This is a genomic window from Shewanella glacialipiscicola, from assembly GCF_023283485.1.
GTDB lineage: Bacteria > Pseudomonadota > Gammaproteobacteria > Enterobacterales > Shewanellaceae > Shewanella > Shewanella glacialipiscicola.
The window spans coordinates 104,297-118,295 of sequence record NZ_JAKILU010000004.1; the positions used below are offsets into that span (position 1 = coordinate 104,297).

Annotated in this window: 15 protein-coding genes; 7 read left to right on the top strand and 8 right to left on the bottom strand. The window is 43.9% G+C overall.

What is annotated here, in order from left to right; translation table 11 throughout:
- Position 1 precedes the first annotated feature (1 nt).
- From menC to L2717_RS04870, 4 genes are all read right to left on the bottom strand, one after another.
- Positions 2 to 1,096, bottom strand: a complete 1,095-nt coding sequence (gene menC, locus L2717_RS04855) for an o-succinylbenzoate synthase (protein WP_220774416.1) — start codon at positions 1,094 to 1,096, stop codon at positions 2 to 4.
- 27 nt (positions 1,097 to 1,123) lie between these two features.
- Positions 1,124 to 1,918: a 2-succinyl-6-hydroxy-2,4-cyclohexadiene-1-carboxylate synthase gene (gene menH / locus L2717_RS04860; protein WP_220774417.1), complete on the bottom strand. Its 795-nt coding sequence runs from the start codon at positions 1,916 to 1,918 to the stop codon at positions 1,124 to 1,126.
- Positions 1,918 to 3,639 carry a 2-succinyl-5-enolpyruvyl-6-hydroxy-3-cyclohexene-1-carboxylic-acid synthase gene (gene menD, locus L2717_RS04865; RefSeq protein ID WP_220774418.1) on the bottom strand — a complete coding sequence of 574 codons (1,722 nt, stop codon included), beginning with the start codon at positions 3,637 to 3,639 and terminating at the stop codon, positions 1,918 to 1,920. Before menD ends, menH begins: the two co-directional genes overlap by 1 nt.
- A gap of 167 nt (positions 3,640 to 3,806) precedes the next feature.
- Positions 3,807 to 4,775: a LysR family transcriptional regulator gene (locus L2717_RS04870; protein ID WP_248937998.1), complete on the bottom strand. Its 969-nt coding sequence runs from the start codon at positions 4,773 to 4,775 to the stop codon at positions 3,807 to 3,809.
- A gap of 405 nt (positions 4,776 to 5,180) precedes the next feature.
- Between L2717_RS04870 and L2717_RS04875 the strand changes: the two genes are divergently transcribed.
- The 4 genes from L2717_RS04875 (at position 5,181) to nrfD (ending at position 7,832) form a co-directional block, all read left to right on the top strand.
- The gene (locus L2717_RS04875; RefSeq protein ID WP_248937999.1) at positions 5,181 to 5,657 is read left to right on the top strand and encodes a DUF2726 domain-containing protein; all 477 of its coding nucleotides are present in this window, start codon (positions 5,181 to 5,183) and stop codon (positions 5,655 to 5,657) included.
- Between the two features lie 79 nt (positions 5,658 to 5,736).
- Positions 5,737 to 6,204, top strand: coding sequence for a nitrite reductase (locus tag L2717_RS04880; protein WP_220774467.1), 468 nt, complete (start codon positions 5,737 to 5,739; stop codon positions 6,202 to 6,204).
- A 3-nt stretch (positions 6,205 to 6,207) separates the two neighbouring features.
- Positions 6,208 to 6,894: a 4Fe-4S dicluster domain-containing protein gene (locus tag L2717_RS04885; RefSeq protein ID WP_220774468.1), complete on the top strand. Its 687-nt coding sequence runs from the start codon at positions 6,208 to 6,210 to the stop codon at positions 6,892 to 6,894.
- A complete protein-coding gene (nrfD, locus tag L2717_RS04890; protein WP_220774469.1) occupies positions 6,891 to 7,832 on the top strand; it encodes a cytochrome c nitrite reductase subunit NrfD in 942 nt (313 codons plus the stop codon). Before L2717_RS04885 ends, nrfD begins: the two co-directional genes overlap by 4 nt.
- A 264-nt stretch (positions 7,833 to 8,096) precedes the next feature.
- Here the strand turns inward: nrfD and L2717_RS04895 are convergent, their stop codons facing one another.
- Complete coding sequence (locus tag L2717_RS04895; protein ID WP_076497245.1) at positions 8,097 to 8,528, bottom strand: Lrp/AsnC family transcriptional regulator; 432 nt, start codon at positions 8,526 to 8,528, stop codon at positions 8,097 to 8,099.
- Positions 8,529 to 8,779: 251 nt separating this feature from the next.
- On the opposite strand from L2717_RS04895, the gene yjeH reads away from it, so the two are divergent.
- A complete protein-coding gene (gene yjeH / locus L2717_RS04900; RefSeq protein WP_220774470.1) occupies positions 8,780 to 10,051 on the top strand; it encodes an L-methionine/branched-chain amino acid transporter in 1,272 nt (423 codons plus the stop codon).
- A 16-nt stretch (positions 10,052 to 10,067) separates the two neighbouring features.
- On the opposite strand, the gene L2717_RS04905 is transcribed toward yjeH, so the two are convergent.
- Positions 10,068 to 10,529 carry a tellurite resistance TerB family protein gene (locus L2717_RS04905; protein ID WP_220774471.1) on the bottom strand — a complete coding sequence of 154 codons (462 nt, stop codon included), beginning with the start codon at positions 10,527 to 10,529 and terminating at the stop codon, positions 10,068 to 10,070.
- 98 nt (positions 10,530 to 10,627) lie between these two features.
- The gene (locus L2717_RS04910) at positions 10,628 to 11,158 is read right to left on the bottom strand and encodes a DUF2780 domain-containing protein (RefSeq protein WP_220774472.1); all 531 of its coding nucleotides are present in this window, start codon (positions 11,156 to 11,158) and stop codon (positions 10,628 to 10,630) included.
- A 190-nt stretch (positions 11,159 to 11,348) separates the two neighbouring features.
- On the opposite strand from L2717_RS04910, the gene L2717_RS04915 reads away from it, so the two are divergent.
- Positions 11,349 to 12,056 (top strand): hypothetical protein, encoded by a 708-nt coding sequence (locus tag L2717_RS04915; RefSeq protein WP_220774473.1) that lies wholly within the window; start codon positions 11,349 to 11,351, stop codon positions 12,054 to 12,056.
- A gap of 33 nt (positions 12,057 to 12,089) precedes the next feature.
- Complete coding sequence (locus L2717_RS04920) at positions 12,090 to 13,586, top strand: DUF4145 domain-containing protein (RefSeq protein WP_220774474.1); 1,497 nt, start codon at positions 12,090 to 12,092, stop codon at positions 13,584 to 13,586.
- Between the two features lie 20 nt (positions 13,587 to 13,606).
- On the opposite strand, the gene L2717_RS04925 is transcribed toward L2717_RS04920, so the two are convergent.
- Positions 13,607 to 13,969, bottom strand: coding sequence for a hypothetical protein (locus L2717_RS04925; protein ID WP_220774475.1), 363 nt, complete (start codon positions 13,967 to 13,969; stop codon positions 13,607 to 13,609).
- Positions 13,970 to 13,999 lie beyond the last annotated feature (30 nt).

Genomic DNA, 13,999 nt, shown 5'->3' on the forward strand with positions numbered 1-13,999 from the left:
GCTATCTTTCCTCACCCTTAGCGATACTAGAATCACTTTGCAGTGTTAAATCAAGGGTGTGTTGCGTAATAAGCTCAAGTTGCGCCAGGGTCAGGCAGTGTTTTTTACCCGATGATATTAATAAATCTTGGCTAAAGGCGCTGAGGGTATCGAGTCCTGGGATTTCATCGGGAGTAAGGATAGTGGCTAGATGAGCTAAATCGTGAATACCTAAACTGCTCTCAAGGCTCGAACTAATAATACAACGCACGCCATAGCTCTGCGCCATATCGATTAAATCAGCGAGCCTTTCGACAGTGCCGAGCAACATAGGTTTAATCACCAATGCCGTTAGACCCTTTTGCATCTCAAATTGATATTCGGGATCATTAAGCGACTCATCGAGGGCATATGGCATGCCAATCGCTTGATAAAATTCCATATTATTCTTTGGGTTATGGCAAGGTTCTTCAATATATTCAATAGAATCTAGGGGGAGGCACGCAGCAAATTCGATCGCTTGCTCGAGTGTAAAACCTTGATTTGCATCTAAGCGTAGTTTGAGGTCGGGGCGGGTACGTAGAATGCCATAAATGAGTTTAAGCTCATCTTTGATTGAGGCCTGAGCCACTTTCACTTTCACTGAGTGAACGTCCATACCAAGCGCAGCAATTTTGCTATCGAGTAAGTCTATATTTGCATCCGTAGGATGATAAATCAAAGGAACAGTCGCGCTTTGCTGACGGATAGCATCAAGTTTACCCATTAACTTGGCATGTAATAGACTTAGACCGAAAGCTAAGGAAGGGTAAGCGCTAGTGTTGGCATATTTCAGTAATCTGTCGATATGTTGACCGCAGAGTTGTGGTAATAACTCAACTAAAGAGTGTTGTACTTGAGCCAGCGATTCGCGGCTAAATCCTGCTAAGGCTTGTTGATTGATATCAACGCCTGCGAGTGGCGCAATATCAACTTCGACTTGTCGATACTCGCCCTCAATACTTATACAGGCTTGCAGCACTAATCCCGCTCTGTGATCAATTCGTTGCTTGCCTACGGGCAATAATACGTCGAGCGGTAGTCGATATTGATACAGGTTAAGCGAAGTTAAGATCATATATTTCCTACATTTTAATACTATTATTTACCCAAGCAGCTTAATTATTGTTGAGCTTAATACCTCGGGAGCCGCTTGGTGTATGTTGTGTCCAGCGCCGCTAATACTATGGACGAGAATGGGCGCATGTAATTGCCACTCTTGAGCGAGGGCGTGGAACTTGGCATCTTGGCTGCCGGCAAAGAAATGGCATTCACAGGCAAGTTGTGAAGGCACATCCCATAATGAAACTTGGCGCGCCAATGAGGTGGCTAAGAATACCTGTTTAAGTATTTGCTTAGGATGCATGTCCAATATATGGGTTCGATATTCGATTAAGCTTTTCCGTTTGGCGGCGCTCATATCGGCAAATACGGGCTGCTGGTACCACAAGCTTAAAAAATCTTTACTATTAAGGTTGAGCAAACGTTCGGCCCACAGGGCATCACTTTGGCTTCTGGCGAGTTTTTCCTGCGGATCTTTAAGCCCTGGATGGCAGGACTCGAGATTAAGACTCAATAATCGCTGCGGATAGGCTTTAGCAAGATGCAGGGCGATGCGCCCCCCTAATGAATAACCGTAGAGATGAAACTGGCCGTTACTTAGACTAAGGCTATCAAGCCGCGTCATTATGTCTTGCGTGCAAAAGTTAAAATCAAACTTAGCCTCAGTCTCCCCCTCAGCTTGATTATCACCATGGCCCGGCAGATCCAGACAAATACAATGAAAGTGTTGACTCAAGGTGGGCATTAACGGCGACCAGTCGACCTTAGTGCCTAAAAAGCCATGTAGTAGCACTAAAATGGGTAATGAAGCGTCACCGTAACGGGCCATAATTGGCATTAGCTTTGTTTCACCCATAAGTTGAGCGCGGCAATTTGGTCGCTGGCTTGGTTTTGGCTCACATTGACTTCAATGATCGAAGCCCCCTGAAAATCTAGCGCCTCATTATAGCTATCTTGAAAATCGGCTAAATTATCCACTTGATTATAGGGCAAATTAAACATAGCTGCGGCATAACCAAATTCTAAGCCGTGGCTGAGTCGATAATAATCACTACGAATTTTCTCATTAGGCACGGGTAATAAGTTGAAGATATTACCGCCATCGTTATTGAGAATGACGATGACTAACGGGCTAGTTAAGCTTTTAGCAATCGCTAGCGAGTTAAGATCGTGCAATTGTGATAAATCACCAATGATCAAACTCGTGGGTTTACCTGCGTGAGCCGCAATGCCACATGCCGTAGCAAGTAGGCCATCAATCCCAGATGCGCCACGATTGGTAAAGGTGGTTGCTGTGCAGCAGCTCACGGGGGCATACATGTCGTACAAACGTACTGGTAGGCTGTTCCCGATAAAAAGCTGTTGTTCTAGCGGGCGTGTATTGGCGATCGCCCGTACTACTTGTGCTTCACCAAATTCACCATGATCGATATTGCGCACAAATAAGTTATGTAATTCATCATTATAGGTAATTAAAGTATTTGCCCAGTTTGCTGAGGATGAACGATACCAGTTCAATGCGGCAAACTGCGCAGCATTAGCGTGCCAAATGTGTTTGGCATTATGGCTAGGGTCGAGCCGGTCCTGCTCTGGCAAAACCTGCCAGTAACTGTGCCAATTTTGCTCGGCTAAATATCCAATCAAACGCTTTGATAATAGGCGACCGCCGAATACGAGTACGCGATCGGCTTCTTGTAATAAATTGCGCGCCCTTGGGTGTTGCAGTAATTGATCGATATTGCCGATGACGGCAGGGTGCTGACGCAGTTGTGACTGTGCATCAGTGAGAAGCGGCCAGCCAATTTTTTGCGACAAGGCAATGAGCTGCTGTGGATCTTGTTCAGGCGTAAGCGTGCCGACAACAATGACACCTTTACCGTGGACGAACCGCATAATGGCATCATCACTTGGGCTACTCAGCTGTTTACTCTTGCCATATTGAGTATAAGGGTGCGTTAACTGTAGCCAAGAGTGTAGCGGTTTGAGGTAGGGCGATTCTGCATCGAGAATCGCGCCACTAAGTTCACTTGGATATAAAGGCTCACGATACTTACAGTTAATGTGTACAGGACGAGTTTGATTCGCTACTGCCTCATCGAGGGTAGTGAGCAACGCTTGCGGCGCAATGCGTGTATCCGGCGTAGGTAAATTTACTTGCATGGCGTAATTGGCAAAAATACCGGGCTGGACTATCGCTTGGTTGGCGCCGCAGCCGAGTAATTCTGGCGGACGATCGCCACTTAAGATAATTAAAGGCACATGCGTTAGCCAGGCTTCAACTATCGCGGGATACAAGTTGGCGACGGCAGTGCCTGAAGTGGTAATAATAGCGACGGGTGCTCGGCTGGCTTTGGCTAGCCCTAAGGCCATAAAGCCGAGTCCACGTTCATCGAAATGCAAATGACGCTGGAGCTTAGTTTGCTGGGCGGCGGCGAGGGTTAATGGCGTTGAGCGCGAGCCCGGTGCCATACACACATGTTGCACGCCAAGACGTGCTAATTCCTCAAGAATAAGGGCGCCCCAAATAAGATTAAGAGTGGCAGTATTTTCGGTCCGCATAGCTGAATCTATTAGGATAAAGATGGGCTTAGTGTAACGTGTTTGCGGCGTAAGATGTATGGTTGGCTTAACAATTTCGCCAAGGGTTATCTAGGGGATGAGGTGGAGCTTAAGCTAAGGCAGGATATGTCTATCACCTCTATATCGTGTTCTTTCACTTTTTTGAGCTAAACAATATGATCAACAATTTTTTTAATCTGCCCATTTAGCCATACTAAATCGTCATTGGTGTTATTCGGTTGATTTTTTTGCACTAAGAATATTGTTGGTACTTCCGTTTCTGCATATAAACGTTCGGCCTCAAGTTGCGACAACTGACATGTATGTAATTCGGAGATATCACTCGCCATTTCGTAGACGACACGATAGGGCAATAATGATAGCGCCTGACTTTCACCGAGGTATTCAAACAAACTTGAAATACTGGTAATGTTAATTTCAGTATTAAGATGGATGCTATTTTTGATACAAAAATCTTGATAAGGACTGAGTTTAGTCTTGGAGTTACCCAAATCAGTATTCACATAGGGATATTCTGCAATCGTTTCTAAGGTGATATCCCGTTTGAAAATAGGATGGTTTCGGCTAGCAATAAGATAAACTTTATCCATGTGTTGCAGTGCCGTTGTCAAAAGCTTATCACCGAATGCGGCCACGTCTGCTGCGCTTTTATTACAGCAAATCCCTAACATAGTATCGCCGTTAATAATATCTTGAGTGGTATGTATTGACCACGGAGTGATATTAATATGCATGAGCTTTTGTTCTTCTTTAATGGCCTGCATAAGTGGTTTTGGGAAAGCATAGGCAATTAAACCTGGGGCAGCTATTTCCACATGAGATTTGACTAAATTACTATTAGCTGCTCTGGCTTTATGAAACTTATCTGCACACTCAATGGCTTCTTTTGCTATTGGATATAAATGAGAAACAAACTCATTAGGGAAAAGTCCATATTTACGTCGAATAAAAAGCTCGTCGCCAAAAATTTCCCGCATATTTTTAAGACTGCGACTAATCTTAGGCGCAGGAATGTCGAGAGCTTTAGATACATAAGTTGCCGACTTGTTTTCATATAATGAAACGAGTATTTTCAAACTTAGAATATCGAGCCCATCAAGATTGCTAATATGCATTTTTTATATCCCTTAAATTGGAGCAAATGCTTTAAATATTGATTGATTATGGCTTGGTTGAATAATATTAATGTGAAATGTATCTCAACTTTAAAACTATAGCGCCTCAATTCATAAGTGCTTTTTTATATTTATATTTTTTATATATTAAAAAATATAAAAGATGTTTTTAAATATATGAAATTCACTTTGCAATATTGCAGATATTGCAAATGTAGATTTTATGTATTCCATTATCAAGATTTGCGCTAAGTAATAATGAGGGTTAATTCTTAATTTATTGTTTATTATTAGGTTGTTATTGCCAAGCGTGATCCTTGTCAAGTAAATAAGTTTGCTTCACGTTAATACTAAAGTTGTTTGAAAAAGGTGATAACAAAAAATAAATAGGTTATTGGAGGCGTTATGAATACTTCAGCTATTCTCAGTTATGCGTTTATGTACTTTGTGCTGTTTGTCGCAGTGCCATTCGTTTTTGTTATGTTCGTTATGACCTGTATTAAGTTTTTTAAATCAGGTCCAGATGATGCAGAACATCACGAAATTAAACTTAAACCCATGCTATTTGATAAACAAAGTTTTAGATTTTTTAAATCATTAAAAACCGTAGTGGAAGGCAAGTACGATGTTTTTTGTAATGTGCCATTAGATACTGTATTTGAGATGGATCAGCATGATGCTAGTTTGAATCATGATTATCGTCTCGATTATGTATTAATAGATCAAGACTCATCCGAAGTTAAAATGGTGATCAGTGATTCTAGTAAAGCAAATAACTCACTAATGAAAAAACTATTTAGTAAGTTCAATATTAACTTTATTGAAATGAATCAACAGAAATCGTGGGATGCACAAAGCCTTAAGCAAGCGCTAGCTGTCTGATTACGACCGTCGGGTTCAGATCATTCTGAACCCTGACACTCATCTTCGCCCTTCCCCAAATAAATGTGAGGACTCCTTAATGTCCAAAATAAAATGGCTGTGGTCGATTCGCTTGGGCGCAATTGCATTGCTTTTAAGCTTTAGTGCAGCGAGCGCCGAATCACCCCTTCAAATTAATAGTGATGCTGCTTGCATGAAGTGTCACAAGCGAAACGGTTCAATGTTAGGCCATCATGGTCAAGATACGATGAAAATGTCCTGCTCAAGCTGCCATGGCGAGAAAGGAGATCATCCCAAGAAGCCAAACGACTTAGTCGTGTTTAGTCTGCAAGAAGGATCTGAGCTTGATAAACAGCTCGCCGTTTGTCGCAAGTGTCATACACCGAAAAAACTGAGCGCAGCAGATTGGACACATAACGTACATGCTAAAAAAGTGCCTTGTGCTGCCTGCCATAAATTACATAGCGCAACCGATCCCATGGCTGAAATGACGCCAAAGGTTCGCAGTGAGTTATGTAGTAGTTGCCACGCCGGCAAGCAGGAGTAAGTCATGGAAAATTCAAAAAGAAGATTTCTAAAGGGCACTTGTGCTTTATTAGCAGGCGCAACAGGCGCAACACTTCTTACTACAGTGAATGCCGCAGAAAGCGCTAAAGCCGAAGCCGAGATTAAGTATGCGATGGTTCACGATGAATCTAAGTGTATTGGATGCCGTGCATGTGAAGTGGCATGTCGTGAGGTAAATGAGGTTCCCGAAGGAGTGTCTAGAATTGAAATTCTGCAAACAGGCCCCTTTGGTGAATATCCTAACCAGTTTTATCACTTTAGCCGCAAGTCTTGTCAGCATTGCGAAGATGCACCTTGTGTCAATGTGTGCCCAACGGGCGCCGCGTTTATTGATAAAGAAACCGGCATCGTTTCGGTTGATGCATGGAAATGTGTCGGTTGCCAATATTGTATCGCTGCTTGTCCTTATCAAGTTCGCTTTATTAATCCTGTCACCCACGCAGCGGATAAGTGTGATTTCTGCCGCGAAACTAACCTAGCTCAAGGCAAACAACCTGCTTGTGTTGCTGCCTGTCCAACCAAAGCATTGGTGTTTGGTAATTTAAAAGATTCGACTTCTGAGATAGTGCAAGTGCTGCGAGCTAATCCAACTCAACGCGCCAAAGTTGCTCTCGGAACGCGACCTAAGTTGTTCCGTATTCTGGCGAAATCTGGGGAGGTAGTGCTATGAGTGCCTTACATTTTGATACCTTAGTATGGCATTGGCCCATTGCCATTTACTTGTTTCTCGCAGGTGTTTCGGCAGGGGCGATGTTCTTCGCTGTATTGTTAAAACACTTTGTTTTAAAGCAAAACGCTTATAAATCTGGTTTTGTGCGCGCCGCTTGTATTGTCGCGCCAGTGGCGGTAATGGCTGGATTGGGCATTTTGGTCGTAGACTTAACGAAACCCCTCGATTTTTGGAAGATTTTAGTGTTTTACAACCCTAAATCTGTCATGTCGATGGGTGTACTTATTCTGCTAATTTATCAAGTATTCATGTTTATGTGGATTGGTTTAACCTTCCGTAAACCGGTCGATGATTGGTGTGAAACACGCTTTCCTATCGTGCTGAAGTTAACAGCATTATTGGCTCGGTTTGAGGCTGCCATTACGGGATTACTGGTGATCCTATCTTTGGCTTTAGGAGCTTATACGGGCTTCTTACTCTCAGCATTGCCTGGCTACCCTATGCTTAAAAACCCAGTCTTACCTTTGTTGTTTTTAGTCTCTGGGCTTTCCTCTGGTGCTGCTGCGGCTTTACTCGGGGGCGTGTTGATGAACGGCAAGCCTGATGACAAAGAGGTGCACTTTATCCATAAAGTTGAGATCCCGTTGATCTTAGTTGAAATAGTATTGTTGTTTACCTTCTTTATGGGGCTAGTACTCACCGGCGGGCAAAGTAAGGTCGCGACCTTTAATGCCTTAGGTTATGGCTTCTGGGGATGGGTGTTCTGGGTGGGTATTGTTGGGTTCGGTTTATCTGGTCCTTTAGCGATGAATCTATTTATGACTTCGACATCGAAACGTAAATGGGCTTATGTCGCAGGAACGGCCTGCTTAAGTTTGCTCGGCGTTATATTGCTACGTAACTTTATCCTTTATACGGGGCAAATGACCATAGCCTAAAGGAGAGTCGTGTATCTCTGTAAGCATAATGATAAGAGTGGAAGGACATCGACAAATCGCGAAAACAGTATTTAAGGATAATATTGTAGATAAACCCTTGTGATGCTAGCTCTCAAGGATAAGTCTAGTCGCGATTTGTTGTGTAACAGGGAGGTCGCTGGGCAGGATGCCATTTTCTAGACTTGACTATTTTGCCCTGCCTCCAAATGGGCGTTGCCACCTTTATTTTTAGGGTGGCGTTTCTTGTTTTGGGGAAAATATAATTTATTCGCCGAGATTATTGATCCATTCACTCATAACCACATGGGTTTTGATTTTGATTATATCGGTATGAGTATCAATGTATTCACGGATCTCGTGTAAGCGGCGCATTGAAGGTGCGTTGACATAAACCAGTAAATCCATATCGCCAGAAATTCCACGGCAGGTAATTACTTCGGGTATCGCTTGAAAAACGTGTACTACGTCAGCACAGCGTGGACATTGATGCTGGATCTCGAAATAAGCCGATACGCCCTCTTTTTGTGATTCGCTCAACAGCACTTGATAGCCACGAATAACCCCAGTTTGTTCTAATTTTTTAATGCGCTCAGCCACCGCGCTGCGTGACAGGTTTACCTGTTCAGCAATATTCGACACGCTTTGACGTGCATCCTGACGCAGACTATGAATGATGGCGGTATCAAATTTATCCAAGGGTGACTCCAGTGAAAATGCTTATATTAAATCTATATACTATTTTGTCATTATTTTGAATGGCAAAAGAATTTACTAATTATTTAGATTTTGATTTTCGGAAAAATTTAAGTTGTCCGTCATTTTGATGGTTATACACCAATTTTCCGTGATTTTGTCTGTTCTGGATGTGAGTAACACTGAAATTAACGGCAGATTGTGGGGCTAAATTTCACTATACTGGCAGCTCGAAAACCATAGAATATTAGCAGATGAATTCAAATAGCGGAACGATAGGTCGTTGGCAAGGTGCAGGGTTGATGGCGACCACTTTGCTTGGTACTGGGGTATTTATTTTGCCTCAGATGACAATAGATAAGGCGCAATCTGGCGCGCTAGTCGCGTGGATATTACTTACTTTGGCCATTATTCCAGTGGCACTGGTCTTTGGTCGTTTAGCGAGTGTATTTTCCCATGCTGCTGGCCCCGCCTACTTTGTCGAAAAAGCATTTGGTCGCACTGCTGGTCGAACCATAGGGCTGATCTTTTTACTGGTGGTGCCCATGGGGGCGCCCGCCGCTATTTTAATGACCTTTCAGTTTGTAAATGCCTTGGTGCCTATATCGGGCTGGTCGAAGGTTGCAGTTGAAGTGCTGGTTATTTTTGGCTTGTTCTTGATTAATTTAAGGGGCATTCAAGTGTCGGCTAAGCTTCAATTTGGCCTGACACTGTGCATAGTGGCCGTGGTTGTGGTGCTGTTTAGCGCAAATAGTTTTCAACCAGACCAGCTAACCATACTTGCTAGCCACGGTATGCCCGAAATGCCGACCGTAATGATGGCTGCAGGCATTGCTTTTTGGAGTTTTTTGGGTATCGAAGCTATGACCCATCTCGCCGATGATTTTCGCCGTCCGCAACAAGATATGATCCCCGCGATGATGATGGGGACGATATTAGTGGGGGTTATTTATGTGGCTTGTACACTATTACTCTTGTTAGTCCCTACAGATAAAAGCGTCGCTATGATTGGTGTGTTCGATCAATTGCTAGGCGGTTATGGTGCGCAAGTTATTGGCATTTTAGGTATTGCGAGCGGGTTGGCTACAGTTAACGTATATGCCGCCAGTGCGGCTCGTTTAGTATGGAGCTTTAGTTGTGAGGGTATTTTGCCGCGCTTTTTTGCGGTAAAGAATGCCCACGGTGTTCCTATTCGCGCTTTAGCAGCGTTGTTATCGGTAATGGCAAGTGTCATTGTGCTCACCTATATTTCTGGGCAAGAGCTTGAGCACCTTATCGCATGGAGCAATAGTGTGTTTGTGGTGATCTATCTGATGGCGATGTTAGCGGCAGCTAAATTATTACCGCGGCATAATTGGCCGTTAGTGGCTCTCGGTTGTATATTTTGCGTTGTACTGGCCTTTGCGCTTGGCGCCAGCATGTCCTACGTGTTGGTATTAATATTAGTGGTGGCGCCATTCCTGTGGTGGCAAAAGAGCCACATTATCCGTAAGCAAAGTTTGTCTATACCAGAGTCATTACTGTGATCAGCAGGATTAAAACCTACTGGGTATGACTGGTTGTTTCTATGGCAATATTGCGCATGTGGATTAATTCGCTGTGTTTTAGATAGAGCAAATCAGCAGTGCGGCGAATGATTTGGTCTTCGTACTGGGATAACTGCCCATCGGCGTAGGCCAGTTGCCACATTGCGAGCAATAGTTGTTGCTTCTGCTCAAGGCTAAATTCAGCATTAATGGCGGTGGTGAACTCAAAGAGTGAAGTGGCGTTGCCTTGGACTCTTTTGGCTTCATCGATTAATACTTGCGCATCTGCTTGCGACATTGACAAGGTTTCGGTCAGTAATTTAGGTAATAACTCAGCTTCTTGTGGTGACAGTGTCTCATCGGCAAATACTACTTCGAGTAACATACTGGCTGCAGCTAGCTTAAGTTGATGCGCCTTGTCTTCTGGCGATACGGCTTGGGTATGCGCTTCAAGAAATCGTCTTAATTTTGTAATCATATGTGGCGCTTCTCATGCAGGAGGAATATAGAGTAGAGTCGATTGTGAGATGAAAGTTCACCCTAAGTATCGAGCTCCTAGGGTGAGGGGATGCTGGGTTAAAGTAGTGAACTCAAGCCTTTTGTGAGTAACTCAGAGGTACCTTCTGTGCCATTAGCCTCTAAGTAAGACTTAGCAATGTTGATCATTGGCATGGCTAAGTCTTTAGAAATGCCTAGTTTTTCAAAGGCATCAAATACCATTGCACTACTTTGTAGTGATGATCCTAAATTACCCGCTTTTGACAATAAGCCAGAAACGCCTGAGGTTGAGTCTAGTGTAGGTGCTGCCGCTAACAGACTATCAGCATTAGGGATGCTGGCTGCCAGTGTTGAATAGTCAGTCGTGCCAAGGCTAGATTGCGCTAAACCTAATAAACTGCCTAAACCACCCTCTGCCTGAGTTTGATTTAAACCTAGCTGTGACATAACGTTACCAACCAAATCATTTGACTGAGTTGCTGTTGCCGTCGCGAGCGTTTTCTCCGTTTTGGCTTGAGCACCAGTTAAGTTATCTAGCCAGCCCGCACTGGCGGGCGCTGCCAAAATACAAGTGCTAAGGAAGATAGACAGGGTAATAGTGTGTTTCATATGGAAGCGTCCTTTAGTGGTTTACGCGCTAGTTTGTTGGACAGTTTAGCGGGTTTGCTTATTTTGTTGCAGTAGTTTTCTGTGATTTACAGTTCACACTGATGATTTCTATTGTGCATTACCAAGGGATTTTCGGTATCCTTAGCGGCAATTATCAGTGTTAATTCATCTCAATTATTTGGAAAGTCGCATGTCACTATCCGCAATTTTGTCAGAAGCCTATAACTTCTTCCGTAATCATCTAGCGCAACTTGCTATGTTGACTATGCCATTACTGTTGATCCAAGTAGGGATCCAGTTATGGCTAGGCATAGAGATGGGTAAAGTCGATATAGAAAATCCACAGTTTGGTGCACCGCACATGATTGCCATGATGCTGTTGTTGCTCACTTTCTCTGTACTCATTGCCGCAGTCACGCTGTTTTTAGAACTACGTTCTCAGGGGCACAATCCTTCTGCGGGTATGGTACTTAAGGCCAGCTTACCTTTTGTTCCGCCACTATTATTGGCTGGCGTGTTTTCTGGCTTAGCGATTTTAGCTCCTGTAATGCTGTTTGCGGCCTTTGGCTCTTTATGGTTGATAGGCTTGGTGATTAGTTTTTATCTGTTTTCTCGATTGGCTTACGTCAACTTTATGGTTGTAGTCGAACGCTTAACTCCATTAGAGGCCATCAAGGGGAGCTTTAGTTTTAGTGGTCCTATTGTGCTAAAAACCATTGCATTATTAATGTTATATCTACCACTTTCAGTCATCGGCAGTCAGCTATCTGGATTCGCAGCTATGGGTGGTTTTCCTGTGCAAATGTTGGTGGATACCATTATGTCTTTCATCGGCTTATTCGTTAACGTCGCGTTATTCCGCTTATATATGGTGTCTAGAAAACCTAGCGTTGAATAGTGCACACTCAATATAGTTTGTAGGGAATCACTCATGGGGATGAAAGCGGTCATTAAGGATAGTGAATTTATCCAAGATTTTTCGGCCTCTTTGAGTGATGATTATCTCAAGGCAAAAAGCTATGTGCAGGATGTGCCGACCCAGTCGCTGCTGCACATTCGTAGCTTTACTCATAAGCTTACTGAGTTACTCGGGCAAGATAAGCAAATCACGTTCACGAGTCCGAATTTATACGATAGGATTGAACAACTTAACCAGCAACGCATCATCGATGTTAAAACCACTCGCGCCTTACATCGATTACGTGCCGATGGTAATCGCGGCGCTCACCCCGAGAAATATCACCTTACCCAAGAGCAATTGCTCGCGCTCGCGCAAAAATCCATTAAAGATGTCTTAGCCTTAGTTGAGCACTTGTATCCTAAGATGAAAGGCCAGGCAGCACTTCACTACTGTTATGAAGCATCTGACGCTATGACAGCCAAGGATTTATGCTACCGCGCTGTGATGGAAGACGACGCACAAGCGCAATATCTACTGGGAATATCCTTTAAGACCAAGGCGCTAATGCTTAAAGAGCAAGAATCACTCGAAGAACAAGCGTTACTTAAAGATCAAACGCTTGTGATAGCCGCTGACCCAGTATTAACCCCAAATGTATCTGCTATCTCCCAAGCCAATAGCGCATCTCATTTAAGTGCGACAGACTGTTTCTCCCGGGCTGCCTATTGGTTTTCCCTTTCGGCTCCCAGAAATATGGAAGCCTTGCATGAATACGGCGTGGCATTGATCCACGGATATCAAGGTACACCAGAGGTGGCTGAAGGTGAAAAAGCGATTGCCACCGCAGCCGAGGCTGGAGTCGTCAATGCGATGGCGTTGTTGGGATATTTTTATCTTGTCGGCTGTGAGTCGTTTCAACCCGATAGCCATTTAGCTCAGCATTACTTACAGCGTGCGGCAGATGGCGAGCAAACCGAAGCCATGGCTAACTTAGGTGTGCTGTATTACCAGCAAAAAAATCTCACTCAAGCCCATCATTTTATCAGTAAAGCCGCGCAAGCAGGTTATCCCCACGCTCAATACCATTTGGCGTTAATGTTGGCTAATGGTGATGGCTGCACATGGGATGTAATAGCCAGCGAGCATTGGATGGCTGAAGCTGCAGAGCAAGGGCAACTCGATGCCATGCTCATGCGCGCACAACATATGCTCAATGATGATAATGCCTTTGGAAACGATTTGACTCAGGCTGAGGATTACCTGCGCCAAGTGATTAAGTACAGCTACAGTGTTGCGGCCATGATCGAGCTGAGTATGGCATTAGCCGACGGCATACTAGGGCGAATCGATGTGGTTGGAGCTGCGGCTTTGCTTAAATTAGCAAGGCAAAATGCCAATAAAAAAGAGGCCGATATTATCGAGCCCCTTTGGCAGTCACTTGCATTACAGATTGAAAATGTGTTGAAAGTAACGCAAGACTCCGCAGAAATTCACAGCCTTACACGCGCACAGGCTTTACTGTCTTAAGCCCATTTTACTCGTTTAAGCTAGTGTTCATCCTCTTTATGCTCAAAAGTCCGCCCTTGTTGGCGCATTCGATGGGTTTCTTTCGCATTAGACTCTCTGACAATATTCACTGAGTTGTAAACGTGACTGTGTGGCTCCTCAGTAGTGTGGTCATGCTGATGAGCGTTTGCCTGTGCTTGGTTAAATTTTGCTACCTGACGCGCCATATAAACACGGCTAAATAAAACTAAACAGCCGAGGGTAATAGCCCCAAATAGGAGAACGAAGGGTAATAAAAATAATGATAAACAAATTAAACTCAGACTAATCGCCATCGCTAACCAAGCCCGAGGGCCAGAAATTCGTGTTTGCATTGGGCTTCGTTGGAACTGTTGATAAATCATGCGAACTCCTCGATAAGCAGTGGACATTTA

Bases quoted from the DNA above. Each gene is read 5' to 3' on its own strand.
- menC (WP_220774416.1), bottom strand. From the start codon at position 1,096: ATGATCTTAACTTCGCTTAACCTGTATCAATATCGACTACCGCTCGAC.
- menH (WP_220774417.1), bottom strand. From the start codon at position 1,918: ATGCCAATTATGGCCCGTTACGGTGACGCTTCATTACCCATTTTAGTG.
- menD (WP_220774418.1), bottom strand. From the start codon at position 3,639: ATGCGGACCGAAAATACTGCCACTCTTAATCTTATTTGGGGCGCCCTT.
- L2717_RS04870 (WP_248937998.1), bottom strand. From the start codon at position 4,775: ATGCATATTAGCAATCTTGATGGGCTCGATATTCTAAGTTTGAAAATA.
- L2717_RS04875 (WP_248937999.1), top strand. From the start codon at position 5,181: ATGAATACTTCAGCTATTCTCAGTTATGCGTTTATGTACTTTGTGCTG.
- L2717_RS04880 (WP_220774467.1), top strand. From the start codon at position 5,737: ATGTCCAAAATAAAATGGCTGTGGTCGATTCGCTTGGGCGCAATTGCA.
- L2717_RS04885 (WP_220774468.1), top strand. From the start codon at position 6,208: ATGGAAAATTCAAAAAGAAGATTTCTAAAGGGCACTTGTGCTTTATTA.
- nrfD (WP_220774469.1), top strand. From the start codon at position 6,891: ATGAGTGCCTTACATTTTGATACCTTAGTATGGCATTGGCCCATTGCC.
- yjeH (WP_220774470.1), top strand. From the start codon at position 8,780: ATGAATTCAAATAGCGGAACGATAGGTCGTTGGCAAGGTGCAGGGTTG.
- L2717_RS04905 (WP_220774471.1), bottom strand. From the start codon at position 10,529: ATGATTACAAAATTAAGACGATTTCTTGAAGCGCATACCCAAGCCGTA.
- L2717_RS04910 (WP_220774472.1), bottom strand. From the start codon at position 11,158: ATGAAACACACTATTACCCTGTCTATCTTCCTTAGCACTTGTATTTTG.
- L2717_RS04915 (WP_220774473.1), top strand. From the start codon at position 11,349: ATGTCACTATCCGCAATTTTGTCAGAAGCCTATAACTTCTTCCGTAAT.
- L2717_RS04920 (WP_220774474.1), top strand. From the start codon at position 12,090: ATGGGGATGAAAGCGGTCATTAAGGATAGTGAATTTATCCAAGATTTT.
- L2717_RS04925 (WP_220774475.1), bottom strand. From the start codon at position 13,969: ATGATTTATCAACAGTTCCAACGAAGCCCAATGCAAACACGAATTTCT.